Source organism: Klebsiella sp. GG_Kp146 (genome assembly GCF_040061975.1).
In the GTDB taxonomy this organism is placed as follows: Bacteria; Pseudomonadota; Gammaproteobacteria; order Enterobacterales; family Enterobacteriaceae; genus Klebsiella; species Klebsiella quasipneumoniae.
In genome coordinates this window covers 37,478-60,973 of the sequence record NZ_JBEAHA010000004.1, presented here as the reverse complement: position 1 = coordinate 60,973, position 23,496 = coordinate 37,478, and the positions used below count along the sequence as shown (strand labels likewise).

Genomic DNA, 23,496 nt, shown 5'->3' with positions numbered 1-23,496 from the left:
GGTATGTACGAGTTTGATCTGGTGTTGCTGCTGCTTCAGCAGATGTGCGTATTTTTGGTCATCGCGTGGTTGATGAGCAAAACCCGACTGTTTATCCCCCTGATGCAAGTCACCGTTCGCCTGCCGCACAAGCTGCTGTGCTACGTCACCTTCTCCATTTTCTGCATTATGGGTACCTATTTTGGTCTGCATATCGAAGACTCTATCGCCAACACCCGCGCCATCGGCGCCGTGATGGGCGGTCTGCTCGGCGGCCCGGTGGTCGGCGGGCTGGTGGGGCTGACCGGCGGCCTGCACCGCTACTCGCTGGGGGGGATGACCGCCTTAAGCTGCATGGTCTCCACCATCGTCGAGGGGCTGCTGGGCGGTCTGGTGCACAGCGTGCTGGTCAAGCGCGGCCGGCCGGACAAAGTCTTTAGCCCGCTGACCGCCGGGGCGATCACCTTCGTGGCCGAGCTGGTGCAGATGATGATTATTCTGCTGATCGCCCGCCCGTTCCAGGACGCCCTGCATCTGGTGCAGAGCATTGCCGCGCCGATGATGGTGACCAATACCGTCGGCGCGGCGCTGTTTATGCGCATTCTGCTGGACAAGCGGGCGATGTTCGAGAAGTACACCTCCGCCTTTTCCGCCACGGCGCTGAAGGTGGCGGCGTCCACCGAGGGGATCCTGCGTCAGGGGTTCAACGAAGAGAACAGCATGAAGGTGGCCCAGGTGCTGATCCAGGAGCTGGATATCGGCGCGGTGGCGATCACCGACCGCGACAAGCTGCTGGCGTTTACCGGCATCGGCGACGACCATCACCTGCCGGGCAAACCTATCTCCTCCTCGTATACGCAACGGGCGATTGAGACTGGCGAGGTGGTGTATGCCGACGGCAACGAGGTGCCCTACCGCTGCTCAATTCATCCGCACTGTAAGCTGGGGTCGACGCTGGTGATCCCCTTGCGCGGCGAGAACCAGCGGGTGATCGGCACCATCAAACTGTATGAGGCGAAAAACCGCCTGTTCAGTTCGATCAACCGCACCCTGGGGGAGGGGATTGCCCAGCTGCTGTCGGCGCAGATCCTCGCCGGGCAGTACGAGCGGCAGAAGGCGCTGCTGACGCAATCCGAAATCAAGCTTCTGCATGCCCAGGTCAACCCGCACTTCCTGTTTAACGCGCTTAACACCCTGAAGGCGGTGATCCGTCGCGACAGCGAGCAGGCCGGCCAGCTGGTGCAGTATCTGTCGACCTTCTTTCGCAAGAACCTGAAGCGGCCGACAGAAATCGTCACCCTCGCCGATGAGATCGAGCATGTTAACGCCTACCTGCAGATTGAGAAGGCCCGCTTTCAGGCTAACCTGCAGATCCAGATGGCGGTGCCGGAAGGGCTGGCGCATCACCAGCTGCCGGCCTTTACCCTGCAGCCGATCGTGGAGAACGCCATTAAGCATGGCACATCGCAACATCTTGGCGTCGGCGAAATTACCATTCGCGCCAGCCAGGACGATCGCTGGCTGCAGCTGGATATCGAAGATAACGCCGGGCTGTACCGGGCCAACCCTCAGGCCAGCGGGCTGGGGATGAATCTGGTGGACAGGCGGCTTCGGGCGCGTTTTGGCGCCGACTGCGGCATCAGCGTAACCTGCGAACCGGAGCGCTTTACCCGTGTCACCCTACGTTTGCCCCTGGAGGAGAATGCATGCTGAGAGTATTGATCGTCGATGATGAGCCGCTGGCGCGGGAAAACCTGCGTATTTTGCTGGAGACTCAGCGCGATATCGAGATCGTCGGCGAATGCGGCAACGCGGTGGAGGCGATTGGCGCGGTCCATAAGCTGCGTCCCGACGTGTTGTTTCTCGACATCCAGATGCCGCGCATCAGCGGCCTGGAGATGGTCGGGATGCTCGACCCGGAGCACCGCCCCTATATCGTGTTTCTCACCGCCTTTGATGAATACGCGGTGAAAGCCTTTGAGGAGCACGCCTTTGACTATCTGCTCAAGCCGATTGAAGCTGCCCGGCTGGAGAAAACCCTCGCCCGTCTGCGCCAGGAGCGTAATCTGCAGGATGTGTCGCTGCTGGATGACGCCCGGCAGACGCTGAAATACATACCCTGTACCGGCCACAGCCGTATCTGGCTGCTGCAGATGGAGGATGTGGCCTTTGTCAGCAGCCGGATGAGCGGGATCTACGTGACCGACCGCGAGGGCAAGGAGGGGTTTACCGAGCTGACCCTGCGCACCCTTGAGAGCCGCACGCCGCTGCTGCGCTGTCATCGCCAGTATCTGGTGAATATGGCGCACCTGAAGGAGATTCGCCTGGAGGAGAATGGTCAGGCGGAGCTGCTGATGCGCGCCGGGCAAACGGTGCCGGTGAGCCGGCGCTATTTAAAAAGCCTGAAAGAGGCGATTGGCCTGTAAAGCTGCTACACTGCGCCCCATTGCATCATCGACAGTAAAAGGCACTCATGCTCAGTAATGATATTCTTCGTAGCCTGCGCTACACCCTGAAAGTCAATAATAACGATATGGTGCGCATTCTTGCGCTATCCGACATGGAATCCACCTCCGCCAGCTTTGACACCTGGACGACGAAAGAGGATGAAGAGGGTTTTGTCCGCTGCCCGGACATTATCCTGTCGGGTTTCCTCAACGGCCTTATCTATGACAAGCGCGGTAAAGACGATTCGGCGCCGGAGCTGGCGCTGGAGCGCCGGGTGAATAACAATACGGTGCTGAAAAAGCTGCGGATCGCCTTCTCGCTGAAAACGGATGATATTGTGGCGATCATGAGCGAGCAGAAATACCGCGTCTCGGTGCCGGAAGTGACCGCCATGATGCGGTCGCCTGACCACAAAAACTACCGCGAGTGCGGCGACCAGTTTCTGCGCAATTTCCTGCGCGGCCTGACCCAGCGGGTGCATAACCCGAAGGCGTGATGGTTAGCCAGGGGGCGGCTTCGCCTTACCCGGCCTACAAAACCCGTCGGCCCGTGCAAGGGTAGCGCCGCCGGGCAAAAAAAAGCCGGAGATATTCTCCGGCTTTTTTATTATTTCACCTGCTGACCGGGCTTCGCGCCGTCGTCAGGGCTTAACAGGAAGATATCCTTCCCGCCAGGGCCGGCGGCCATCACCATCCCTTCCGAGATGCCGAAGCGCATTTTGCGCGGCGCCAGGTTGGCGACCATCACCGTCAGGCGGCCAATCAGCGGCTGCGGATCCGGATAAGCGGAGCGGATGCCGGAGAAGACGTTACGCTTCTCGCCGCCAAGATCCAGCGTCAGGCGCAGCAGCTTGTCGGAGCCCTCGACGAATTCCGCGTTTTCAATCAGCGCCACGCGCAGGTCGACTTTGGCGAAATCGTCAAAGGTGATGGTTTCCTGAATCGGATCCTCCGCCAGCGGGCCGCTGACCGGCGCCGCGGTGGCTTTCACCTCTTCTTTAGAGGCTTCCACCAGGGCTTCCACCTGCTTCATCTCGATGCGGTTGTACAGCGCCTTAAACGGATTGACCTTATGCGCCAGCAGCGGCTGCTGGATGGCGTCCCAGCTCAGCTCGCTGTTGAGGAACGCTTCCGCGCGCGCGGCCAGCTGCGGCAGGACCGGCTTCAGCCAGGTCATCAGCACGCGGAACATATTCAGGCCCATGGTGCAGATGGCCTGCAGGTCGGCGTCGCGGCCTTCCTGTTTCGCCACCACCCACGGCGCCTGCTCATCGACATAGCGGTTGGCCACGTCGGCGAGGGCCATGATTTCGCGGATGGCCTTACCGAACTCGCGGCTGTCCCACGCTTCGCCGATGCTTTCCGCCGCGTCGGTGAAGGTTTTGTACAGCGCCGGGTCGGCCAGCTCAGCGGCCAGCACGCCGTCAAAACGCTTGCTGATAAAGCCGGCGTTGCGCGAGGCGAGGTTAACCACCTTGTTGACGATGTCGGCGTTAACGCGCTGGATAAAGTCTTCCAGGTTGAGGTCGATATCATCGATGCGCGAAGAGAGCTTGGCGGTGTAGTAGTAGCGCAGGCTGTCGGCATCAAAGTGCTTCAGCCAGGTGCTGGCCTTAATGAAGGTGCCGCGCGACTTAGACATCTTCGCGCCGTTGACCGTCACGTAGCCATGCACGAACAGGTTGGTCGGTTTACGGAACTGGCTGCCTTCCAGCATCGCCGGCCAGAACAGGCTGTGGAAGTAGACGATGTCCTTGCCGATAAAGTGATACAGCTCGGCCGTGGAGTCTTTCTTCCAGTATTCGTCGAAGCTGGTGGTGTCGCCGCGCTTGTCGCACAGGTTCTTGAAAGAGCCCATGTAGCCGATCGGCGCGTCCAGCCAGACGTAGAAATATTTGCCCGGCGCGTTCGGAATTTCGAAGCCGAAGTACGGCGCATCGCGGGAGATGTCCCACTGCTGCAGGCCGGATTCGAACCACTCCTGCATTTTGTTCGCCACCTGCTCCTGCAGCGCGCCGCTGCGGGTCCACGCCTGCAGCATTTCGCTGAACGACGGCAGGTCGAAGAAGAAGTGTTCGGAGTCACGCATCACCGGCGTGGCGCCGGAGACCACCGATTTCGGGTCGATCAGTTCGGTGGGGCTGTAGGTCGCGCCGCACACTTCGCAGTTATCGCCGTACTGGTCCGGAGATTTACACTTCGGACAGGTGCCTTTCACAAAGCGGTCCGGCAGGAACATGCCTTTTTCCGGATCGTAGAGCTGAGAGATGGTGCGGTTTTTGATAAAACCGTTCTCTTTCAGACGGGTGTAGATAAGCTCCGACAGCTCGCGGTTCTCGTCGCTGTGCGTCGAGTGATAGTTATCATAGCTGATGTCGAAGCCGGCAAAATCGGTCTGATGCTCCTGACTCATCTCGCCAATCATCTGCTCCGGAGTGATACCGAGCTGTTGCGCCTTGAGCATGATCGGCGTGCCGTGGGCGTCGTCGGCGCAGATGAAGTTGACTTCGTGGCCGCGCATTCGCTGGTAACGGACCCAGACATCAGCCTGGATGTGCTCCAGCATGTGGCCGAGGTGGATGGAGCCGTTGGCGTACGGCAGGGCGCACGTTACCAGAATTTTCTTCGCGACTTGAGTCATAGTGAGCATTACATCTTCTGTTGTAAAAAGGGCTTCCGATATTACCAAAAGGGCTGTGGGTGCGCCATAAATGGCTGCCCATATATGGATAATCCTTTCCTGTGATAAACTCTGTGATTACTGAAAGCATCTCAAAACAACAAAGGAGTCGGGATGAATTCGCAATCCCAGGCCAAATCCCCCGAGCGCCTCCGCGCGATGGTCGCCGGGACGCTGGCCAATTTCCAGCACCCAACCCTGAAGCATAATCTCACCACCCTCAAGGCGCTGCACCATGTCGCCTGGCTGGACGATACCGTTCATATCGAGCTACAAATGCCGTTCGTCTGGAGCAGCGCCTTCGAAGCGCTCAAAGAGCAGTGCAGCGCCGAGCTGTTGCGCATCACTGGCGCGAAGGCCATCGACTGGAAGCTGACCCACAGCATCGCGACCCTCAAGCGCGTGAAAAACCAGCCCGGCATCAACGGCGTGAAGAACATTATCGCCATCAGCTCCGGGAAAGGCGGCGTCGGTAAATCTTCTACTGCCGTAAACCTGGCGCTGGCACTCGCCGCGGAAGGGGCGAAGGTGGGCATTCTGGATGCCGATATCTACGGCCCGTCGATTCCGACCATGCTTGGCGCGGAAGACAGCCGCCCGACCTCGCCGGACGGTACCCATATGGCGCCGATCATGAAGTTCGGTCTGGCCACCAACTCCATCGGCTACCTGGTGACCGACGACAACGCCATGGTGTGGCGCGGGCCGATGGCCAGCAAGGCGCTGATGCAGATGCTGCAGGAGACCCTGTGGCCGGATCTCGACTACCTGGTGCTGGATATGCCGCCGGGCACTGGCGACATCCAGCTGACGCTGGCGCAGAACATTCCGGTCACCGGCGCGGTGGTAGTCACCACGCCGCAGGATATCGCGCTGATCGACGCCAAAAAAGGCATCGTGATGTTCGAAAAAGTGGAAGTGCCGGTGCTGGGGATCGTGGAAAACATGAGCATGCATATCTGCAGCAACTGCGGGCACCATGAGCCGATCTTCGGCACCGGCGGCGCACAAAAACTGGCCGAGAAATACCACACCCAGCTGCTGGGCCAGCTGCCGCTGCATATTACGCTGCGGGAAGATCTGGATAACGGCACGCCGACGGTGGTGGCGCGTCCGGAAAGCGAATTTACCGACATCTACCGCCAGCTGGCGGGTCGGGTGGCGGCCCAGATGTACTGGCAGGGAGAAGTGATCCCGGGTGAGATTGCCTTCCGCGCCGTTTAAGGCCGCGGCGAGCGCATCAGCCAGTATCCGCCCTCGGGCGAGGCGCCCTGTGCTTCGATGGTCCAGCCGTGACGCTGGTAGAAGCGCAGGGCGTTTTTATTTTCCATCAGGCACTTCAGCGTCCCGCTGGCGGTAAAGGTCCGTTCGACCTGCGCCAGCAGCGCGCTGCCGATATGTTTGCCCTGCCAGTCCGGGTCGACGAACAGATGGTGAAGAAAGTTATCGGCGATCCATACGGCGGCAAAGCCCACCGGCAGGCCGTCGTATTCCGCGACCCACAGCTGTTCATCCGCGGTGGCGGCATCGAAATCTTCCAGCCGCCACGTCGTGGAGGGAAGCCAGGTCCACGACACACTGCGCGCCCGCAGAAAGAGCTGGCGCAGCGCCGGAGAGTCCGCTGGTTCGCCGGGGCGGATGCGGAGTGTAAGCGGATCAGCGATGATAGAAGATCTCGCCATCGTACACCTTGAGGATTTTGCCTTCGGTGTCGGTGATCAGCACGTAGTTACCGCCCATATAGGTCCAGTGGCTGCCGGCGTCCGGCGCGGGCAGATTACGCTGCTGCCACCCTTTGATGTTGTATTCGGGGGTGAGGTACATCGCCGGAACGGTGTCGCCAATGTGGAACTGGGTGAAGTCGGCGGTGAACTCTTTCAGCGCATACTGATCGATCCCCGCGGCAGAAGCCGTCCAGCTGGCGCCGGCGGTGGCAAGGAGTACGCCCAGAAGCATCATTTTTGTTTTACGCATAGTTTCCTCAATATTACCTGGACTCAAAATAGCAGCCTCGTATCATTCCTGATGCGTTGCTGAAATGGCAAGCACTGGATTTTTAAAAAGTGTAAGCAAAACACGGCGCAAGTCCTGCGCCGCTTGCGTTGCAGCGACGGTGATGCCTATTTTGGGAGCAATCTGAAGCAGGGGAGAATCGGCATGTTCAGGCTGGAAGATCTGACCTTATTTGTCCGCGCCGCGGCACTGGGCAGTTTTAGCGACGCCGCGCGCGAGGCGGGGCAGCAACCGGCGCAGGTGAGCGCGGCGATTAAGCGTCTGGAGACGATCCTCAATATTCGCCTGTTCGCCCGCTCGACCCGCAGCCTGCGCCTGACGCCGGAGGGGGAGACCTGGCTGCCGTATGCCACCCAGATGCTCGATACCCTCGAGGCCGGCCTGCAGAAGATCCAGACCCCGGACGATGAAATTCGCGGCATGCTGCAGATCGCCGTGCCGTCGGATCTCGGGCGTAACCTGCTCCTGACCCTGTTCCGCGACTTTCGGCAACGCCACCCGGCGCTGCGCCTGCGCCTGCTCTTTTCCGACCAGCTGACCGACGTGTTTAAAGATCCGGTGGACGTCGCGTTTCGCTATGGCAATAACGATGACGCCTCGTTTATTTCGCTGCCGGTGGCGCCGGAAAATCGTCGGGTGCTGGTGGCCTCTCCTGAGTGGATCGCCCGCCACGGCGAGCCGCAGACCCTTGAGGAGCTTGGCCAGCACAATGCGTTGATCTACATATTGCGCGGCCGCCCGTTCGACCGCTGGTCGCTGAGCCTCGACGGCGAAGTTCTGCAGCAGAAGGTCTCCGGCACGGTGATGAGCGATGACGCGGAGGTGATCCGCCGGCTGGCGGTGGCCGGGGAGGGCATTGCCTATAAATCGATGCTCGACGTCAGCGACGATCTGCGGGCGGGCCGCCTGCGGCGCCTGCTGCCGCGTTACCAGGGGGATGTGGTGCCGTTGAACCTGATTTGTCCGCACCGCAAACAGCTCTCTGCCGCGGTGCGTTTGTTATATGAAGAGGTGAAATCACATTGTGAAGGGCTTAATGTCTAACTAAGGTCGCGAAGTAGTAGACCAGCGGGACGGCCAGCACCCACAGGCCAATCGGGATTTCCCGCCACTTGCCGGCGATGGCCTTGATCACAATGTAAAACAGCAGCCCGCCGGCGATGCCGGTGCCGAAGCTGTTGGCGATGAGGGTGATCATCACCATCATCAGCACCGGCAGGCCGTCGGTGAAGTTGCCGAGATCCACTTTGCGCAGGCCGCTGAACATGTTCAGGCCGATCAGGATCAGCGCCGGGGCGGTGGCCTCCTTCGGGATCATCAGCGCCACCGGCGTGAACAGCAGCATCAGCAGGAACATCACCGCCGCCGACAGCGCGGTGAGGCCGGTTTTGCCACCGGCTTCCGCCGCCGCCGAGGACTCAATCAGCGCCGTTGCCGCCGGAATACCTACCCACGGGCCGAGCGCCGCGGCAATCGAATCGACCATAAACGGGCGATTAATCTGCGGCATGTTGCCTTCTTCATCCAGCAGGCCCGCCTCGCCGCCCACCGCCAGCGTCGTCCCCATGGTGGAGAAAAACTCAGAAGCGAAAAAGACGAACAGGAACGGCAGGAAGGCGATGTTTAACGCCCCCAGCAGGTCAACCTCTCCCAGCACCGGGGCCAGCGAGTGGGGGACATCGATAAAATGCGTCGGCAGTTTCGTGACGCCGAACGGGATCCCCACCAGGGTAGCGCACAAAATGGCGCCCGGCACCTTACGCGCCTGCAGGGCTATCGCCAGGAACAGGCCGCACAGCGCCACCAGCGCGCCGGGGGCGAGGAAGTCGCCGAGCATCAGGGCGTTGGTTTTGGCATTGGCGAGCACCAGCCCGGCGTTGCGAAAGCCGAGGACGGCGACGAACAGGCCGATGGAGGCCGTCAGCCCCAGCTTGATCGACTGCGGAACCGAGCGGGTGACCACTTCGCGCAGGCCAAAGCGGGTCAGCAGGAAGAAGAGAACCCCCGACCAGCAGGCGATCCCGAGGCCTGTCTGCCAGCCAATCCCCTCGCTACCGGCCAGCGTGACCCCCACCAGCACTGAGCCGCCAATGCCCGGGCCGACGATAAACGGCAGGTTGGCGTAAAACGCCATCAGCAGCGAGCCGACGACGAAGACCAGAATGGTGCCGGTGGTGGCGGCGCCTTTGTCCATTCCGCCGATCGCCAGCAGTCCCGGGATGACCACCAGTAAATAGGCGGCGGCGAGAAAACCGGTGATCCCGGCCAGGCATTCGCTGCGCAGCGTGCCGCCGCGCGAGCGCAGCGAAAAGCGGCGCTCCAGCCAGTTATTGCGGGCGGAAGAGTGAAGTGTGTTATCGGCCATGCTCAGGCTCCCTGAGGATTATTGTTGTGAGGCGTTGGCGCCGGGGTTTCCCGGCAGGCTATCAACGGGTCGACTATCTGGCGGCTGCCGCCGTCGGTCAGACCCAAATCGGTTAAATGCGGCCCGGCGTTACAGGCAAGACAGGTGCCTTCAATGGCCTTAAAGACCCGGTACGGCGGCTCCCAGTCGGCGACTTTGCTGCTCAGATCGCGCAGCTCGCGGAACTGACGCGCCAGCTCGGCCGCCGGGAGATCCGACAGCATGCCGGCAATCGGCATCGCCACATGGGCGAGGATCTCGCCCCGTTGCGCCAGCGCCATCCCGCCGCCGGAGGCGATAAGCTGGTTGGCCGCCTGCGCCATATCCTCAGCATTGCGCCCGAGCACCACCAGATTGTGTGAATCGTGGGAATAGCTGGTGGCGATGGCGCCGCGCAGCTCGCCCCAGCCTTCAAGCAGGGCGATTTGCGGCGTCGCCTGATGGCGGCCGTGGCGGTGCTTGACCCAGATCAGGCTGAAGCCGGCGGGCAGCTGGACCTGGCCGTCGCGGATCTGCACCTCGACCTCACCCCACTGGGTGAAGCGCGCGCCGCGGATATGGCGCAGGCGGGCGACGCCGTGGCGAATGCCCTTGATGCGCAGGATAAAGTCATCGGCGGCGAGGGGGGCTATCTGCAAGGTATCGCGCGGCGGCGTCACGCCCGGCGCCGGGGCGATCGGCTTCAGCAGGCGGCCGGCATGGGCCAGCCGTTCCCCGCCAACGTAGACTTCGCGGGCCGCCAGCTTCTCCAGGGAATCAAACACCACCAGGTCGGCGCGTCGCCCGGCGGCAATCAGCCCGAGATCGTGGCGCTGCAGGCGAATAGCAGCGTTGAGGGTGGCGAAACGCAGCGCATCGACCGCCGGTAATCCATGCTCGATCAGCAGGTTGAGCAGGGCGATGATCCCGCCTTTCTCCAGCAGCATATCCGGCGGCACGTCATCGGTGCAGACGGTGATCTGCGAGGAGAGGTGCGGCAGCGTTTTCAACGCCGCCACGATATCCGGCAGCAGGTAGGGGTGCGAGCCGCGGATCTCGATCGTCAGCCCGGCGCGCAGTTTTTCCAGCGCGTCGTCCGCCGAGGTCAGTTCATGATCGGAGGTGACGCCGGCGGCGAGGTAGGCCTGCAGGTCGGCGCCGCTCAGCCCGCGGGCGTGGCCTTCAATCAGTTTTCCGCTGTTGAGACCGGCCTGGACAATCTCCTGCATCCGCTCGCTGCCGTGCAGCACGCCGTGCATATCCATCACTTCCGCCACGCCGCGCACTTCCGGCCAGCCGAGCATGGTCTCCATTTCCGCGCCGGCGAAATCGGCGCCGGACATTTCGAGGCCGGGGGTGGAGGGCACGCTCGACGGCGCGGCGACCATCACCTGCAGCGGCAGGTGGCGGCTGGCATCTACCGCGTAACGCACGCCCTCGACGCCGAGCACGTTGGCCAGCTCATGCGGATCCCAGAACACCGCGGTGGTGCCCTGGGTGAGGACGATTTCGGCGTAGCGCTCGGGCGGCAGGTGGGAGCTTTCAAGGTGCACGTGGGTGTCCATCAGGCCGGGCGACAGGTAGCCGCCGGACAGGGAACGCACTTCATGGGCGTCGACGCGGCTGCCGCACGGGTGGACGCTGGCGATCATCTCGCCGACGATACCGACGTCAGCCGGGCGGATTTCGCCCGTGGCCATATCGACGATCTGCGCATCGACCAGCAGCAGATCAAACGGGGATTCGCCGCGCGCGGCCTGCACGGCGCGACGGCGGACTTGAGCATTGCTGGACATAACCACTCCGGCACAAGGATAATGCGGATACTCTAGGGGCACAGCAAACGTTTGCCCAGATGAATAAATTTATCACCCGATAAGCTCGGGTTATTGTGCAGGACCACCGTAGCGAACCCGATGATGAACGAACCCTGGCAGCGGCTGCCCGCGCTCTCTCTTAAACAGCTTCAGTATTTCGTCACCCTGGCCCAGCTGCGCCATTTTACCGATACCGCCAGTCGGCTGGCGATTAGCCAGCCGGCGCTGAGCAGCGCTCTGCGGCAGATTGAAACGGTGCTCGGCGGCAAGCTGGTCAACCGCACCGCTTCGGCGGTCACCCTGACTGAACTGGGGGCGGCGATTTTACCCCACGCCCAGCGGATCCTCAGCGTGGCGCAGGCGGCCTTTTTCGATATGCAGCAGATCGTCGAGGCGGGCGGCGACGGGACGGTGCGCATCGGCCTGGTGCCGTCGGTCAGTTCGCTGCTGTTTCCGCTGCTGCCGCAGACCCTGGCCCAGGCCTTTCCCCGCCTGCGTATTGAATTTCACGATCAGACCAACGATGCGCTCATCCAGGCGCTGTTGCGCGGCGAGATTGATTTCGGCATCGGGGCGATCGACAGCTCACTGCCCGCAGAACTGCTGGTCTATCCGCTGCGCGACGATCCCTTCGTGGCGGTACTGCACCGCGACGATCCGCTGGCCGCGCAGGCGCATCTGCCGTGGAAACAGCTGGTGGGGCGGGACATTGCCGTCTTCTCGAAGGGCAATATTCAGCGGCTGGTGGCGGCATTAGTGGAGAGCCATCGACTGACGCTGACCACCCGCTACCAGGTGGACTATATCGAAACCCTGTATGGCCTGGTGCGATCGCGCTTAGCGGTGGCGATACTACCGGAGCTGTACACCACCCATCTGCAGGACCCGGCGCTCAAGGTCGCCGAGCTGCAGCAGCCGGCGTTGACCCGCACGGTGGCCCTGATGCGCGGGCCGCATGCGCTGCCGCCGCTTATCGAAGCCTGTTTTTCCCTGCTGCAGGCCGCCTTGCGCTAGGGCAGGTGCTTGATCAGCACGTCTATGGTTAAGTGGTTGATGTACTCCAGCGAGTGTGAGGAGAGGACGCCCAGCAGCCGGTTATGGTGCCCGGCAATAATTAAATCGATCTGCCGCTGTCGAACGCAGGTTTCGACATCTTCAAAGCGGCGGGTGGTCACCAGCGAGAGGGTATCCACCGGCAGGGAGACGGTGCAGGCCAGCTCGTTGAGCAGGGCTTTGGCCTGGATCACCTCCTGCGAGACCTGATCGTCGCGCAGGCTGTCGGAAACATAGTTCAGCGCCCGGTAGTCGGTGCTGATGTGGGCGATAGTGATGCGCATGCCGTTCTCTTCCGCCATTCTGGCGGCATGCTCGAGCAGCGGGACGCCGTCCTGACTGCTGTTAATCAGTACCAGCGCATGGTGATAAAGCGCCATAAATACCTCCGCGCAAAAAAGTTGTCCTCAGCGTATTTTGAGCCGCGGGCGGGGGGATGGCAAACCCTCGGCGCGTTTGTCTGAAGATAAAGTTCCCCCGCGGCCTGACGGGCGGCGGGGGAGCGTGGGGCGCGTGGCGCTTACGGGGTGACGATGTTGAACCAGAAGGCAAAGGTGTCCATGTAGCTCAGCATTTCGTCGAGCTTAGCGCCATTGCCGCTAATGTTAACCTCGCCGTTGGCCTGAGCCTGCTTCAGCGTCTCCTGTTTCAGGATGATCTTATTCAGGGTGTCGCGGCTGAGCGAGATGCTGGCGTCTGCGTTGTCGGCTACCGCATTGGCGGTATGGTTAAGCACGCCGTTTTCCAGCTCCAGTTTGTACTTGCCGCCGTCTTTACCGAGGTCGATGTTAAAGACCGCTTTAGCCGCCCCGGCTTTTTCGCCGTTGATATGCACCCCGAGATAATCGAAGAACATTTCCGGCGTCATCGCCCGCACGGTATCCGGACTGGCGGTGTTCGGCGTCGGCAGTTTCTGCACGCCGTTACGCAGCTCCTGAGCGCCGGTGAGGTAGAAGTTGCGCCAGGTCCCGGCTTCCGCCTGATACCCGAGCTGCTCCAGGGCGTCGGCTTCCAGATGACGCGCCTGCTGATTGTTCGGATCGGCGAAGACGATTTTGCTGGTCACCTGCGCCACCCAGCGGTAGTTCCCCTGCTGGTAGTCGGCTTTGGCTTTCTGCATGATGGCATCGGCGCCGCCCATATATTCCACGAACTTCTTCGCCGCCTGCTCTGGCGGCAGCTCGTCGAGGGTGGCCGGGTTGCCGTCGAACCAGCCGAGGTAGAAGACGTAGGTCGCTTTCACATCGTGGCTGACGGAACCGTAGTAGCCGCGGCTGGACCACTGTTTCTCAAGGGACTCCGGCAGCTTGAAGTTGGCGGCGATCTCATCGCGGGTCATGCCCAAATTCGCCATCCGCAGAGTCTGGTCGTTGATATAGCGATACATATCGCGCTGACCTTTCATCAGCTTAACGATATTATCGTTGCCCCAGGTCGGCCAGTGGTGCTGCGCGATAATCACTTCCGCATCGTTGCCCCAGCGGTCGATGGCGGCATTGATATATTTCGACCACGCCAGCGGATCGCGGATTTTGGCGCCGCGCAGCGAGTAGGTGTTGTGCAGGGTATGGGTGACATCCTCTGCCGCCTCGATCATTTTCTTCTCTTTGACATACCACAGCATCTCAGACGGCGCTTCCGAGCCCGGCGCCATCATAAAGTCATAGGTCAGGCCGTCGATCACTTCCTGCTGACCGGTATGGGTAATGTAGTTGGTCGGCGGGATCAGCGTGACGGTACCCGCCGAGGTGGTGGTGCCGAGACCGGCGCCAACCTGACCTTTGGCGTCCGGCTTCAGCAGGTTGCCATACATATAGCTGGCGCGGCGGCTCATCGCGGTACCGGCCATGATATTTTCGGAAACCGCTTCTTTCATAAAGCCGTCCGGGGCGTAAATCTTCACTTTTCCGGCTTTGACATCGGCTTCATCCACCACCCCGCGGATACCGCCGTAGTGGTCCACATGGCTGTGGGTAAACAGCACCGCCACCACCGGTTTTTTCGGCCGGTGGGCAAAATAGAGCGCCAGAGCCTCTTTAGCCGGTTCGGCGCTTAGCAGCGGGTCGATGATGGTGATCCCGGTTTTGCCTTCAATAATGGTCATATTGGAAAGATCGAGATTACGGATCTGGTAAACGCCGTCGGTGACTTTGAACAGACCGCCGATATTCAGCAGCTGCGACTGTCGCCACAGGCTAGGATTGACGGTGTCCGGCGCCTTTTCGCCCTCTTTGACGAAATTATATTTGGCCGGATCCCAGATAATATTTCCCTGGTCACCTTTGAGCATCGCCGGCGGCAGGGGCGCGATAAATCCCTGATGGGCGTTGTTAAAGTCGGTTTTATCCGCAAACGGCAGTTTACGGTATAGCGCCTGGTTCGCCTCCCGCGTGGCCGGTGTGGCATCCTGTTGTTGCGCGGCGGCAAAGGCGGTTACCGACAAAGACGATAACATTCCGGCCAGCGCCAGATTTTTGGCTATCTGATTTAATTTCATCACTACCTCTCAGGTAATTTATTTTGCGGAAATAAAAAATATCTCCCGCTTAAAAAGTGAATGGCTTGTCGTTTATTCTAAAGACTAATATTCCGCTGAATAGTCCCATATGGGACTGGCGCGGCGCCGCCAAAGGATCCCCTCGTCTTTAGCAGGCGAGGACTGCTATACTGTCGCTAACGGCGCAGGCGAGGGCAGAGAATGAATTTCCAGGAAATACATAGTTATTATAAGGCGTTAGCCATAGCCGACTTTTTTGCCGATATCCTCGTGGAAGGTGAAGAGGTTATTCTCTCCGCCAATAAAAAATGGTGCCCGCAACCGGGGTATATTTATTTTTGCACCGAGGGTTCGCTATCCATATTAATGCCGGATGATGGGTTGAATATCGGTAATACTATTGAGCATATGCCGATTGGCCTGATGGAGCGGTATTGCCCGCTGGCGAAATTTGAATATACCGGAAGCGCAACCGTGACGCTGCGTAAAATTTCCTATGCCACTTTTGATGGCCTTTTTATTGCTACCCACCCGCAGCGCGTCGAGGCGCTGGCGCAGGTGTTGGTGTTCATGAGTATCTTTACCATCGACCTGCACAATGAACGTCGCCAGGTCACCAGCTACCAGACGATTCGTCCGATGCTGTATCGCTATTTGTATCGGCAGCATACGCATGAGGGTGAAAATGAGGGGCTGGCGTTATTTATCATCCGGCGTACCAATCTTTCGCGCACTCATGTGTTTCGCGTGCTGGCGGACTTAAAGGCGGGGGGATATATCACGATGAAACGTGGCAAACTGATCTCTATCGATCGACCGCTGCCTGCGGAGTACTGACCGGGCAGGAGAGGGTAACAAGGCAGAATGCTCTGTCTTGTTACCCACGACGCCTGTCAGCGAATCATTACGGCGTCACGATGTTAAACCAGAAGTCAAACGGGTCCATATAGCCTAACATTTCATCGAGTTTGGCCCCGTTACCGCTGATTTTAACTTCCCCCTTATCTTCCGCCTGCTTCAGGGTCTCTTCTTTGAGAATGATTTTATTCAGGGTAGCGCGATCCAGCGTCAGGGTGGCATCCGCCTCTTTGGCTTGCGCATTGGCGGTGTGGTTCAGCACGCCGTTTTCCAGTTCCAGTTTATATTTACCGCCGTCATTGCCCAGATCGATATTGAAGACCGACTTCGCATTGCCCGCTTTTTCGCCATTGATATGGACCGCCAGATAATCAAAGAACATTTCCGGGGTCATGGCGCGGACGGTGTCCGGGCTGGCGGTGTTCGGGGTCGGACCTTTCACCACGCCATTGCGCAGTTCCTGGGCGCCGGTAAGGTAGAAATTACGCCACGGGCCGGACTCCGCCTGATAGCCTAATTGCTCCAGGGCATCGGCTTCCAGATGACGCGCCTGCTGGTTGTTAGGGTCGGCGAAAACGACTTTGCTCACCACCTGGGCAACCCAGCGGTAGTTACCCTGGTCGTAATCCTCTTTCGCTTTCTTCAGGATGGCATCCGCGCCGCCCATGTACTCGACGAACTTCTTCGCCGCTTCTTCCGGCGGCAGTTCGTCAAGGGTGGCCGGGTTGCCGTCGAACCAGCCGAGATACAGCACGTAGGTGGCCTTCACATCGTGGCTGACCGAGCCGTAGTAGCCGCGGTTAGCCCAGGTATTGGCGAGGCCGTCCGGCAACTTAAAGTTAGCGGCGATTTCATCGCGGGTCAGGCCTTCGTTAGCCATCCGCAGGGTCTGGTCGTTGATGTAACGATACAGGTCACGCTGACTCTTCAGCAGGTTAACCACGTTCTCGTTGCCCCAGGTCGGCCAGTGGTGCTGGGCCATAATGATCTCAGCCTTATCGCCCCAGCGAACGATCGCCTGGTTGATATATTTCGACCACGGCAGCGGCTCACGGATCTTCGCCCCGCGCAGCGAGTAGGTGTTATGCAGAGTGTGGGTGACATCCTCTGCGGATTCGATCAATTTCTTCTCTTCGATATACCACAGCATTTCTGACGGCGCTTCGGAGCCTGGCGCCAGCATGAAGTCATAGGTCAGGCCGTCGATCACCTCTTTCTGGCCATCCTTATCAATGATGTTGGTTGGCGCAATCAGGGTGACGGTGCCTGCCGAGGTGGTAGTCCCCAGGCCCGCGCCCACCTGGCCTTTAGCGTCCGGCTTCAGCAGGTTGCCGTACATATAGCTGGCGCGGCGGCTCATGACGTTCCCGGCCATGATATTTTCCGCCACCGCCGCTTCCATAAATCCGGACGGCGCGTAGATTTTGACTTTACCCGCTTTGACGTCGGCTTCATCAACCACGCCGCGCACGCCGCCGTAATGGTCAACGTGGCTGTGGGTGTAGATCACCGCGACGACCGGTTTTTTACCCCGGTTTTTATAGTAGAGATCCATGCCGACTTTGGCGGTTTCAGCTGAGACCAGCGGGTCTACGACGGTGATCCCCTCTTTGCCCTCGATGATTGTCATATTGGAGAGATCGAGGTTGCGGATCTGGTAGACCCCGTCGGTGACTTCAAACAGGCCGCTGATGTTGATCAGCTGCGACTGGCGCCACAGGCTCGGGTTTACGGTTTCTGGCGCTTTTTCCCCTTCTTTAATGAAGGCGTACTGGCCCGGATCCCAGATGACATTGCCCTGTTCGCCTTTGATGACTTCTGGCGGCAGGGCGGCAATAAAGCCTTTATGCGCATTGGTGAAATCGGTGTTATCGGAGAAGGGGAGTTGGTTGTAGAGGGCATCGTTCGCTTTTTTGGTCGCTTCGGTTGCCTCTTTGGCTGACGTATCTGCCCAGGCGGCGAAAGCGAGACTACTCAACATGCCCGCTAACGCTAACCCTTTCACTATCGGGGTTAATTTCATTGCAATCCTCATTTATTGCATGGTTCGTTCGGTTTTACCGATTTAACGCAGGTGACTGTTTGTTACGGATTTTTTAAATATAACCACACATTTACATTCATCCAGTTTTGCTTGCAAAAAACACATTTTTAATCAGAAATTACGCCTTTTGTATTAGCTGGCGAACGGGGAAAAAAGCCGGTCAGCTTGTGTTACACCGCCACATTTCGTACCCTGCTTCAGGAAAATGTTGTACCGCTTTTATGACTCGGGGTGCCCTTCTTAAATGAAGGCTGAGAAATACCCGTACCACCTGATCTGGATAATGCCAGCGTAGGGAAGTCAGAGACCGCAGGGTCATTGCTTCTACCTCGTCTGGCGGGAGCAAACCATGCCTGAGCTGTTGAATCCCGCGCCTGTCGCGCACCTGCGCCATCTGCTGCGCGCCCATTCCCCCCTTGTGCACTGCATGACCAATGACGTGGTGCAGACCTTTACCGCCAATGTTCTGCTGTCCGTTGGCGCCTCGCCGGCGATGGTGATCGATCCCCGCGAAGCGGCGCAGTTCGCCGCCATCGCCGATGGGCTGTTAATCAACGTCGGCACCCTGACCGAAGATCGCGCAGTGGCCATGCGTGCCGCAGTGGAGCAGGCCCGCCAGGCCGGCAAGCCCTGGACGCTGGATCCGGTGGCGGTCGGCGCCCTGACCGTGCGCACGGCCTTTTGTCACGCGCTGCTGGCCTTCCAGCCGGCGGCCATTCGCGGCAATGCCTCCGAAATTCTGGCGCTGGCCGGGATGAGCGCCGGCGGGCGCGGGGTGGATACCACCGATACGGCCGCCGCGGCGCTGCCGGCGGCCCAGGCGCTGGCTCGTCAGTTGACCACCGTCGTGGCGGTCACCGGTGAGGTGGATTACGTCACCGACGGCGAGCGGGTGCTCAGCGTGGCGGGCGGCAGTGCGCTGATGACCCGGGTGGTGGGCACCGGCTGCGCGCTGTCGGCGGTGGTGGCGGCGAGCGCGGCGCTGCCGGGAGACCGGCTGGAAAACGTGGCCGCCGCCTGCGGGCTCATGAAGCAGGCCGGGGAAATCGCTGCCCGTCACGGGGGGCCCGGGAGCTTTGTTCCGGCGTTTCTCGACGCGCTGTATCAGGAGGTGCGCGCATGAAACGCATCAATGCTCTGACCATCGCCGGCACCGATCCCAGCGGCGGGGCCGGTATCCAGGCCGATCTGAAAACCTTCTCCGCGCTGGGAGCCTACGGCTGCTCGGCGATCACCGCCCTGGTGGCGCAGAATACCCGCGGCGTGCAGTCGGTCTATCGTATTGAACCGGACTTTGTGGCGGCGCAGCTCGATTCGGTGTTCAGCGATGTGCGCATCGATACCACCAAAATCGGCATGCTGGCGGAAACCGATATTGTGGAAGCCGTGGCCGAGCGGCTGGCGCGCTACCGGGTGGCCAACGTGGTGCTGGATACCGTCATGCTGGCGAAAAGCGGCGATCCGCTGCTGTCGGCCTCGGCGGTGGAGACCCTGCGTCAACGATTGTTGCCGCAGGTGTCGCTGATCACCCCGAACCTGCCGGAAGCGGCCGCCCTGCTTGATGCACCCCATGCGCGCAACGAGCGCGAAATGCTGGAGCAGGGGCGGGCGCTGCTGGCGCTGGGCTGCGGTGCGGTATTGATGAAGGGCGGCCATCTCGACGATGCCGAGAGCCCGGACTGGCTCTTCACCCGCGAAGGGGAACAGCGATTTACCGCGCCGCGAGTACAGACCAAAAACACGCACGGCACCGGCTGCACGCTCTCGGCGGCGCTGGCGGCGCTGCGTCCGCGTCACGCCGACTGGGCGGCCACCGTTACCGAGGCCAAGGCCTGGCTGTCGGCGGCCCTGGCGCAGGCCGACTCCCTGGAGGTGGGCCACGGCATCGGGCCGGTGCACCATTTCCATGCCTGGTGGTAAATGGCAGCGTAACGGGACAGCAGAATCTCCTGAAAAAATGCCCTCCCGGCTGGAAAATAGGCTAAGTCGGTACCAGGCTTAACCTGCCCAAAATAATTGGGTTGGGATAATGCATGCCGGCTCCGGCCGGCCTTACGGGAGATTGCTATGACTGATATTACGCAGTTGCTGGGCAAAGATGCCGAGAGCCTTTTGCAGCACCGTTGTATAACCATTCCGGCCGACCAGCTGTATCTGCCTGGCGCAGATTATGTTGATCGGGTGATGGTGGATAACAACCGGCCGCCGGCGGTGCTACGCAATATGCAAACCCTGTACAACACCGGACGACTGGGGGGGACCGGCTACCTGTCCATTCTGCCGGTCGACCAGGGCGTGGAGCACTCGGCGGGGGCCTCCTTCGCCGCCAACCCGCTGTACTTTGATCCGAAAAATATCGTCGAGCTGGCGATCGAAGCCGGCTGTAACTGCGTGGCGTCGACCTACGGCGTGCTGGCCTCGGTGTCGCGCCGTTACGCGCATCGTATTCCTTTCCTGGTGAAGCTCAACCATAACGAAACGCTGAGCTACCCCACCGAGTACGACCAGACCCTCTACGCCAGCGTTGAGCAGGCGTTCAATATGGGGGCGGTGGCCGTGGGCGCGACGATCTATTTCGGCTCGGAACAATCGCGTCGTCAGATAGAAGAGATCTCCGCGGCCTTTGAGCGGGCCCATGAGCTGGGCCTGGTCACCGTGCTGTGGGCCTATCTGCGCAATTCGGCATTCAAGAAAGACGGTGTCGACTACCATGTTTCCGCTGACCTGACCGGTCAGGCCAACCACCTGGCGGCCACCATCGGCGCCGATATCGTCAAGCAAAAGATGGCGGAGAATAACGGCGGCTACAAAGCGGTTAACTTCGGCTATACCGATGACCGGGTGTACAGCAAACTGACCAGCGATAACCCCATCGATCTGGTGCGCTACCAGCTGGCCAACTGCTACATGGGCCGCGCCGGGCTGATTAACTCCGGCGGCGCGGCGGGCGGAGAGACCGACCTTGCCGACGCGGTGCGCACGGCGGTGATCAATAAGCGCGCCGGCGGCATGGGGCTGATCCTTGGCCGCAAAGCGTTTAAGAAATCGATGGCCGACGGCGTGAAGCTGATCAATGCCGTGCAGGATGTCTATCTCGACGGGAAAGTGACTATCGCCTGATAAGCACCAGTATCGTTGGGTTCCCCGGTGGCGCGACGCGCACCGGGGTTACCGTTTTGTATGTGTCCTCAGTCCGCGCCGTTAGCGCGTAAGCAGCCAGCGCGCGGTATGTTCATCGGTCACCAGACCGTTGATCCAGCCGCCTTTAAGGGCGGCCAGGATCGCCGGTCGTTTGTATTCTCCACAGGCCGCGGCAATCCGCGGGCAGTGGTTCTGGCGGATATCATAGCTGGTGATCATGCGGTTGATCTCGCTGTCTACCACCTCGCCTTCTGCATCGATAAACCGCCCGAGGATCTCCCCGATGCCGCCGCGGGCGGTCAGCTCATCCATCTGCGCCTGATTGATAAAGCCGTCTTTAAAGATCGGGCTTTGCGTGCCCAGCGGACCAATGCCGACAAAAATGACGTCCGCCTCCCGGGCGACGCCGGAGACGCTGCGAAATAAGCGATTGGTGCACCACATCTCATACTCTTCCGCGGTCTGGGCGTAGCGCGGCGCAGGCCACTGATAGTACTTGGCCTTAATTTTGCGGGTGAGCAGCAGGGGCACGTCATCGTAATAGTTGCACTGCCCGTCGGCGTCCATGGCGCTGATCAGCGCCACGCAGCGGGTATTCAGGCTGTCGAAATCGATGCGCTGCAGCGCTTTTTTCAGGGTCAGGCCCGAGCCCAGGCCGATGATTTTCTCTTTATCATCCTGCAGATAGCGAGCCATCAGCTGATAGCAGCCAAACGATACGCTGTCGAGGGTACTCTCTTCGCTAAAGGCGGGGACCACATTGCATTCGATAAGCCGGTACTTTTCCTGCAACAACTGCGCATAATCGAGGCAGTTCGCCACCGGATGGTGCAGATTAATCGACACAATCCCTTCTTCTTTCGCGGCGGCGATCAGCCGTTGCACCACCGGTCTGGAGGTGCCCAACTGGCTGGCGATCTCGCTCTGATTCTGGCCGGCGATGTAGTACATCCATGCGGCACGCACCTTCTGATCCAACCGGATATCGTCTTCTTTACTCATGGTTTCCCGCCCTAAGTTGCTGGCCAGGGCACGCAATTGGCCCGGCGAATATCCGCATTCTCGCCGTGGTTGCCATAACTGGCAAGCTTTTGCTCTTTATTGGTCATTTGTAATTTAAGTGGGTAATTGCTCTTTTGTGATCCGTGGCTCTTATTTTGGTCAAATGATCAATTACAGTGGCGCCATCCACTCAAGGAGAGCAGAACATGAACAATCAATTCACATGGCTTCATATCGGTCTGGGTTCTTTTCATCGCGCGCATCAGGCGTGGTATCTGCATCGTCTGATCGCTTCCGGCGATAAGCGCTGGCGCATCGCGGCGGGCAATATTCGCAACGACGCCGAGCAGGTGGTGCAGGCGCTGGCGGCGCAGGGCGGACGTTACGTCCTGGAGACCGTCAGCCCGGAAGGGGCGCGTGAATATGAAGAGATCACCTCAATTCAGAAACTGCTGCCGTGGCAGGCCGGGCTGCAGCCGCTGATTAACGAAGGGGCTAACCCGCAAACCAAAGTTATCGCCTTTACCGTGACGGAAGGGGGGTACTACCTGAATACCCGCCATCAGCTGGAAACCAGCAACCCCGATCTGCAGGCTGACCTGAAAGGCGAATGCAAAACCATTTACGGTACCCTCGCGCGAATTCTGGAAAAGCGCATGGCGGACAACGCCGGGCCGCTGACCCTGCTCAACTGCGACAACGTGCGTCATAACGGCGAGCGCTTCCACGACGGGATGGTGGAGTTCCTGCAGCTCACCGGCAAACAGGCGGTGATTGACTGGATGGCGGCCAATACCACCTGTCCGAACACCATGGTGGACCGCATCACCCCGCGTCCGGCGGCCGATCTGCCGGCCCGTATCAAAGCGCAAACCGGCATTGACGATAAGGCGCCGGTCATGGGCGAGACCTTTATCCAGTGGGTGGTGGAGAACAACTTCCGCGATGCCCGCCCGAACCTGGAAGCGGTCGGCGTGGAGATGGTCGAGTCGGTTATCCCGTTTGAAGAGGCGAAAATCCGCATCCTGAACGCGTCGCACAGCTGCATTGCGTGGGCGGGGACCTTAATCGGCCAGCAGTTTATTCACGAAAGCACGCTCACCGATGTTATCTACGCCATTGCCGACCGCTACGTCACGGAAGATGTGATCCCATGCCTGGGCGATAACGGTATTGATTTGCCGACCTACCGCGATGTGGTGCTCAAGCGCTTTACCAACCCGCATATCCAGGACACCAACCAGCGCGTCGCCGCCGACGGTTTCTCGAAAATTCCGGCGATGATCGCCCCAACCCTGCAGGAGTGCTATCAGCGCGGCGTCCGCCCGGAAGCGACCGCCATGCTGCCGGCGCTGTTCTTCGTCTTTATGGAGCAGTGGCATAAGGGAACCCTGCCGTATCAGTACCAGGACGGCATCCTGGATGAGCAGGCGGTGCATGAGATGTATGAGGCTCAGGATCCGCTGGCTGTCTTCGCCCGCGATAAAGCCCTGTTTGGTGACCTGGCCGACAACGCGGATTTCCTGGCGCTGATGCGCGAGAAAGTCGCCGCCGTTTACACGCTGATTAAATAAGAGGTGGC

General features: G+C 60.1%; 20 protein-coding genes and 1 riboswitch. Of the genes, 11 read left to right on the top strand and 9 right to left on the bottom strand.

The window, feature by feature from the left end; genetic code table 11:
- Positions 1-3 precede the first annotated feature (3 nt).
- Genes ABLU95_RS06325 through ABLU95_RS06315 form a run of 3 tightly spaced genes read left to right on the top strand, consistent with a single transcriptional unit; the run spans position 4 to position 2,923 of the window.
- The gene (locus ABLU95_RS06325; protein WP_004189065.1) at positions 4-1,692 is read left to right on the top strand and encodes a sensor histidine kinase; all 1,689 of its coding nucleotides are present in this window, start codon (positions 4-6) and stop codon (positions 1,690-1,692) included.
- Positions 1,686-2,405, top strand: coding sequence for a two-component system response regulator BtsR (btsR, locus tag ABLU95_RS06320; protein WP_023290421.1), 720 nt, complete (start codon positions 1,686-1,688; stop codon positions 2,403-2,405). The genes ABLU95_RS06325 and btsR overlap by 7 nt, the downstream gene beginning before the upstream one ends.
- A gap of 47 nt (positions 2,406-2,452) precedes the next feature.
- Positions 2,453-2,923, top strand: a complete 471-nt coding sequence (locus ABLU95_RS06315) for a DUF1456 family protein (protein WP_023290420.1) — start codon at positions 2,453-2,455, stop codon at positions 2,921-2,923.
- Positions 2,924-3,033: 110 nt separating this feature from the next.
- On the opposite strand, the gene metG is transcribed toward ABLU95_RS06315, so the two are convergent.
- Complete coding sequence (gene metG, locus ABLU95_RS06310) at positions 3,034-5,067, bottom strand: methionine--tRNA ligase (protein WP_241516609.1); 2,034 nt, start codon at positions 5,065-5,067, stop codon at positions 3,034-3,036.
- Positions 5,068-5,220: 153 nt separating this feature from the next.
- Here metG and apbC point away from each other — a divergent pair, with 153 nt between their 5' ends.
- Positions 5,221-6,330, top strand: a complete 1,110-nt coding sequence (apbC, locus tag ABLU95_RS06305) for an iron-sulfur cluster carrier protein ApbC (RefSeq protein WP_023290418.1) — start codon at positions 5,221-5,223, stop codon at positions 6,328-6,330.
- Here apbC and ABLU95_RS06300 read toward each other — a convergent pair.
- Positions 6,327-6,788 (bottom strand): GNAT family N-acetyltransferase, encoded by a 462-nt coding sequence (locus ABLU95_RS06300; RefSeq protein ID WP_236948274.1) that lies wholly within the window; start codon positions 6,786-6,788, stop codon positions 6,327-6,329. The two genes, apbC and ABLU95_RS06300, sit on opposite strands and share 4 nt — an antisense overlap.
- Positions 6,763-7,080 carry an RcnB family protein gene (locus ABLU95_RS06295; RefSeq protein ID WP_004201590.1) on the bottom strand — a complete coding sequence of 106 codons (318 nt, stop codon included), beginning with the start codon at positions 7,078-7,080 and terminating at the stop codon, positions 6,763-6,765. Before ABLU95_RS06295 ends, ABLU95_RS06300 begins: the two co-directional genes overlap by 26 nt.
- Positions 7,081-7,263: 183 nt before the next feature.
- On the opposite strand from ABLU95_RS06295, the gene ABLU95_RS06290 reads away from it, so the two are divergent.
- On the top strand, positions 7,264-8,163 hold the full coding sequence (locus ABLU95_RS06290; protein ID WP_032453496.1) for a LysR family transcriptional regulator: 900 nt from the start codon (positions 7,264-7,266) through the stop codon (positions 8,161-8,163).
- Here the strand turns inward: ABLU95_RS06290 and ABLU95_RS06285 are convergent.
- Both ABLU95_RS06285 and ABLU95_RS06280 read right to left on the bottom strand, forming a co-directional pair.
- A complete protein-coding gene (locus tag ABLU95_RS06285; RefSeq protein ID WP_348879072.1) occupies positions 8,153-9,484 on the bottom strand; it encodes an NCS2 family permease in 1,332 nt (443 codons plus the stop codon). The two genes, ABLU95_RS06290 and ABLU95_RS06285, sit on opposite strands and share 11 nt — an antisense overlap.
- 2 nt (positions 9,485-9,486) lie before the next feature.
- Positions 9,487-11,298 carry an adenine deaminase C-terminal domain-containing protein gene (locus ABLU95_RS06280; protein ID WP_348879071.1) on the bottom strand — a complete coding sequence of 604 codons (1,812 nt, stop codon included), beginning with the start codon at positions 11,296-11,298 and terminating at the stop codon, positions 9,487-9,489.
- Between the two features lie 120 nt (positions 11,299-11,418).
- On the opposite strand from ABLU95_RS06280, the gene ABLU95_RS06275 reads away from it, so the two are divergent.
- A complete protein-coding gene (locus tag ABLU95_RS06275) occupies positions 11,419-12,333 on the top strand; it encodes a LysR family transcriptional regulator (RefSeq protein WP_348879070.1) in 915 nt (304 codons plus the stop codon).
- On the opposite strand, the gene ABLU95_RS06270 is transcribed toward ABLU95_RS06275, so the two are convergent.
- Entirely contained in the window at positions 12,330-12,752 is a 423-nt protein-coding gene (locus tag ABLU95_RS06270) for a universal stress protein (protein ID WP_023290412.1), read from the bottom strand. The genes ABLU95_RS06275 and ABLU95_RS06270 overlap by 4 nt on opposite strands.
- Positions 12,753-12,892: 140 nt before the next feature.
- Positions 12,893-14,869 (bottom strand): alkyl sulfatase dimerization domain-containing protein, encoded by a 1,977-nt coding sequence (locus ABLU95_RS06265; protein ID WP_023290411.1) that lies wholly within the window; start codon positions 14,867-14,869, stop codon positions 12,893-12,895.
- A gap of 201 nt (positions 14,870-15,070) precedes the next feature.
- Between ABLU95_RS06265 and ABLU95_RS06260 the strand changes: the two genes are divergently transcribed.
- Entirely contained in the window at positions 15,071-15,706 is a 636-nt protein-coding gene (locus ABLU95_RS06260; RefSeq protein WP_348879068.1) for a helix-turn-helix domain-containing protein, read from the top strand.
- A gap of 67 nt (positions 15,707-15,773) precedes the next feature.
- On the opposite strand, the gene ABLU95_RS06255 is transcribed toward ABLU95_RS06260, so the two are convergent.
- Positions 15,774-17,750 carry an alkyl sulfatase dimerization domain-containing protein gene (locus ABLU95_RS06255; RefSeq protein WP_023290409.1) on the bottom strand — a complete coding sequence of 659 codons (1,977 nt, stop codon included), beginning with the start codon at positions 17,748-17,750 and terminating at the stop codon, positions 15,774-15,776.
- A gap of 238 nt (positions 17,751-17,988) precedes the next feature.
- Positions 17,989-18,086, top strand: a riboswitch (TPP riboswitch).
- A gap of 34 nt (positions 18,087-18,120) precedes the next feature.
- On the opposite strand from ABLU95_RS06255, the gene thiM reads away from it, so the two are divergent.
- The 3 genes from thiM to fbaB all read left to right on the top strand — a co-directional run bounded on the left by thiM (position 18,121) and on the right by fbaB (position 20,891).
- Positions 18,121-18,894 (top strand): hydroxyethylthiazole kinase, encoded by a 774-nt coding sequence (thiM, locus tag ABLU95_RS06250; protein WP_348879066.1) that lies wholly within the window; start codon positions 18,121-18,123, stop codon positions 18,892-18,894.
- Positions 18,891-19,691, top strand: a complete 801-nt coding sequence (thiD, locus tag ABLU95_RS06245) for a bifunctional hydroxymethylpyrimidine kinase/phosphomethylpyrimidine kinase (protein WP_009307429.1) — start codon at positions 18,891-18,893, stop codon at positions 19,689-19,691. The genes thiM and thiD overlap by 4 nt, the downstream gene beginning before the upstream one ends.
- A gap of 147 nt (positions 19,692-19,838) precedes the next feature.
- On the top strand, positions 19,839-20,891 hold the full coding sequence (gene fbaB / locus ABLU95_RS06240; RefSeq protein WP_004201578.1) for a class I fructose-bisphosphate aldolase: 1,053 nt from the start codon (positions 19,839-19,841) through the stop codon (positions 20,889-20,891).
- An 81-nt stretch (positions 20,892-20,972) separates the two neighbouring features.
- Here the strand turns inward: fbaB and ABLU95_RS06235 are convergent, their stop codons facing one another.
- The gene (locus ABLU95_RS06235; RefSeq protein WP_087849496.1) at positions 20,973-21,914 is read right to left on the bottom strand and encodes a sugar-binding domain-containing protein; all 942 of its coding nucleotides are present in this window, start codon (positions 21,912-21,914) and stop codon (positions 20,973-20,975) included.
- Between the two features lie 206 nt (positions 21,915-22,120).
- On the opposite strand from ABLU95_RS06235, the gene dalD reads away from it, so the two are divergent.
- A complete protein-coding gene (dalD, locus tag ABLU95_RS06230; RefSeq protein WP_348879064.1) occupies positions 22,121-23,488 on the top strand; it encodes a D-arabinitol 4-dehydrogenase in 1,368 nt (455 codons plus the stop codon).
- The last annotated feature ends 8 nt before the right edge of the window (positions 23,489-23,496 follow it).

What these genes read in the sequence shown, in the direction of transcription:
- apbC (WP_023290418.1), top strand. Translation starts at nt 5,221, where the DNA reads ATGAATTCGCAATCCCAGGCCAAATCCCCCGAGCGCCTCCGCGCGATG.
- ABLU95_RS06275 (WP_348879070.1), top strand. Translation starts at nt 11,419, where the DNA reads ATGATGAACGAACCCTGGCAGCGGCTGCCCGCGCTCTCTCTTAAACAG.
- ABLU95_RS06285 (WP_348879072.1), bottom strand. Translation starts at nt 9,484, where the DNA reads ATGGCCGATAACACACTTCACTCTTCCGCCCGCAATAACTGGCTGGAG.
- ABLU95_RS06280 (WP_348879071.1), bottom strand. Translation starts at nt 11,298, where the DNA reads ATGTCCAGCAATGCTCAAGTCCGCCGTCGCGCCGTGCAGGCCGCGCGC.
- ABLU95_RS06315 (WP_023290420.1), top strand. Translation starts at nt 2,453, where the DNA reads ATGCTCAGTAATGATATTCTTCGTAGCCTGCGCTACACCCTGAAAGTC.
- ABLU95_RS06295 (WP_004201590.1), bottom strand. Translation starts at nt 7,080, where the DNA reads ATGCGTAAAACAAAAATGATGCTTCTGGGCGTACTCCTTGCCACCGCC.
- ABLU95_RS06290 (WP_032453496.1), top strand. Translation starts at nt 7,264, where the DNA reads ATGTTCAGGCTGGAAGATCTGACCTTATTTGTCCGCGCCGCGGCACTG.
- thiM (WP_348879066.1), top strand. Translation starts at nt 18,121, where the DNA reads ATGCCTGAGCTGTTGAATCCCGCGCCTGTCGCGCACCTGCGCCATCTG.
- ABLU95_RS06255 (WP_023290409.1), bottom strand. Translation starts at nt 17,750, where the DNA reads ATGAAATTAACCCCGATAGTGAAAGGGTTAGCGTTAGCGGGCATGTTG.
- dalD (WP_348879064.1), top strand. Translation starts at nt 22,121, where the DNA reads ATGAACAATCAATTCACATGGCTTCATATCGGTCTGGGTTCTTTTCAT.
- ABLU95_RS06270 (WP_023290412.1), bottom strand. Translation starts at nt 12,752, where the DNA reads ATGGCGCTTTATCACCATGCGCTGGTACTGATTAACAGCAGTCAGGAC.
- ABLU95_RS06265 (WP_023290411.1), bottom strand. Translation starts at nt 14,869, where the DNA reads ATGAAATTAAATCAGATAGCCAAAAATCTGGCGCTGGCCGGAATGTTA.
- metG (WP_241516609.1), bottom strand. Translation starts at nt 5,067, where the DNA reads ATGACTCAAGTCGCGAAGAAAATTCTGGTAACGTGCGCCCTGCCGTAC.
- thiD (WP_009307429.1), top strand. Translation starts at nt 18,891, where the DNA reads ATGAAACGCATCAATGCTCTGACCATCGCCGGCACCGATCCCAGCGGC.
- ABLU95_RS06260 (WP_348879068.1), top strand. Translation starts at nt 15,071, where the DNA reads ATGAATTTCCAGGAAATACATAGTTATTATAAGGCGTTAGCCATAGCC.
- ABLU95_RS06325 (WP_004189065.1), top strand. Translation starts at nt 4, where the DNA reads ATGTACGAGTTTGATCTGGTGTTGCTGCTGCTTCAGCAGATGTGCGTA.
- fbaB (WP_004201578.1), top strand. Translation starts at nt 19,839, where the DNA reads ATGACTGATATTACGCAGTTGCTGGGCAAAGATGCCGAGAGCCTTTTG.
- ABLU95_RS06300 (WP_236948274.1), bottom strand. Translation starts at nt 6,788, where the DNA reads ATGGCGAGATCTTCTATCATCGCTGATCCGCTTACACTCCGCATCCGC.
- btsR (WP_023290421.1), top strand. Translation starts at nt 1,686, where the DNA reads ATGCTGAGAGTATTGATCGTCGATGATGAGCCGCTGGCGCGGGAAAAC.
- ABLU95_RS06235 (WP_087849496.1), bottom strand. Translation starts at nt 21,914, where the DNA reads ATGAGTAAAGAAGACGATATCCGGTTGGATCAGAAGGTGCGTGCCGCA.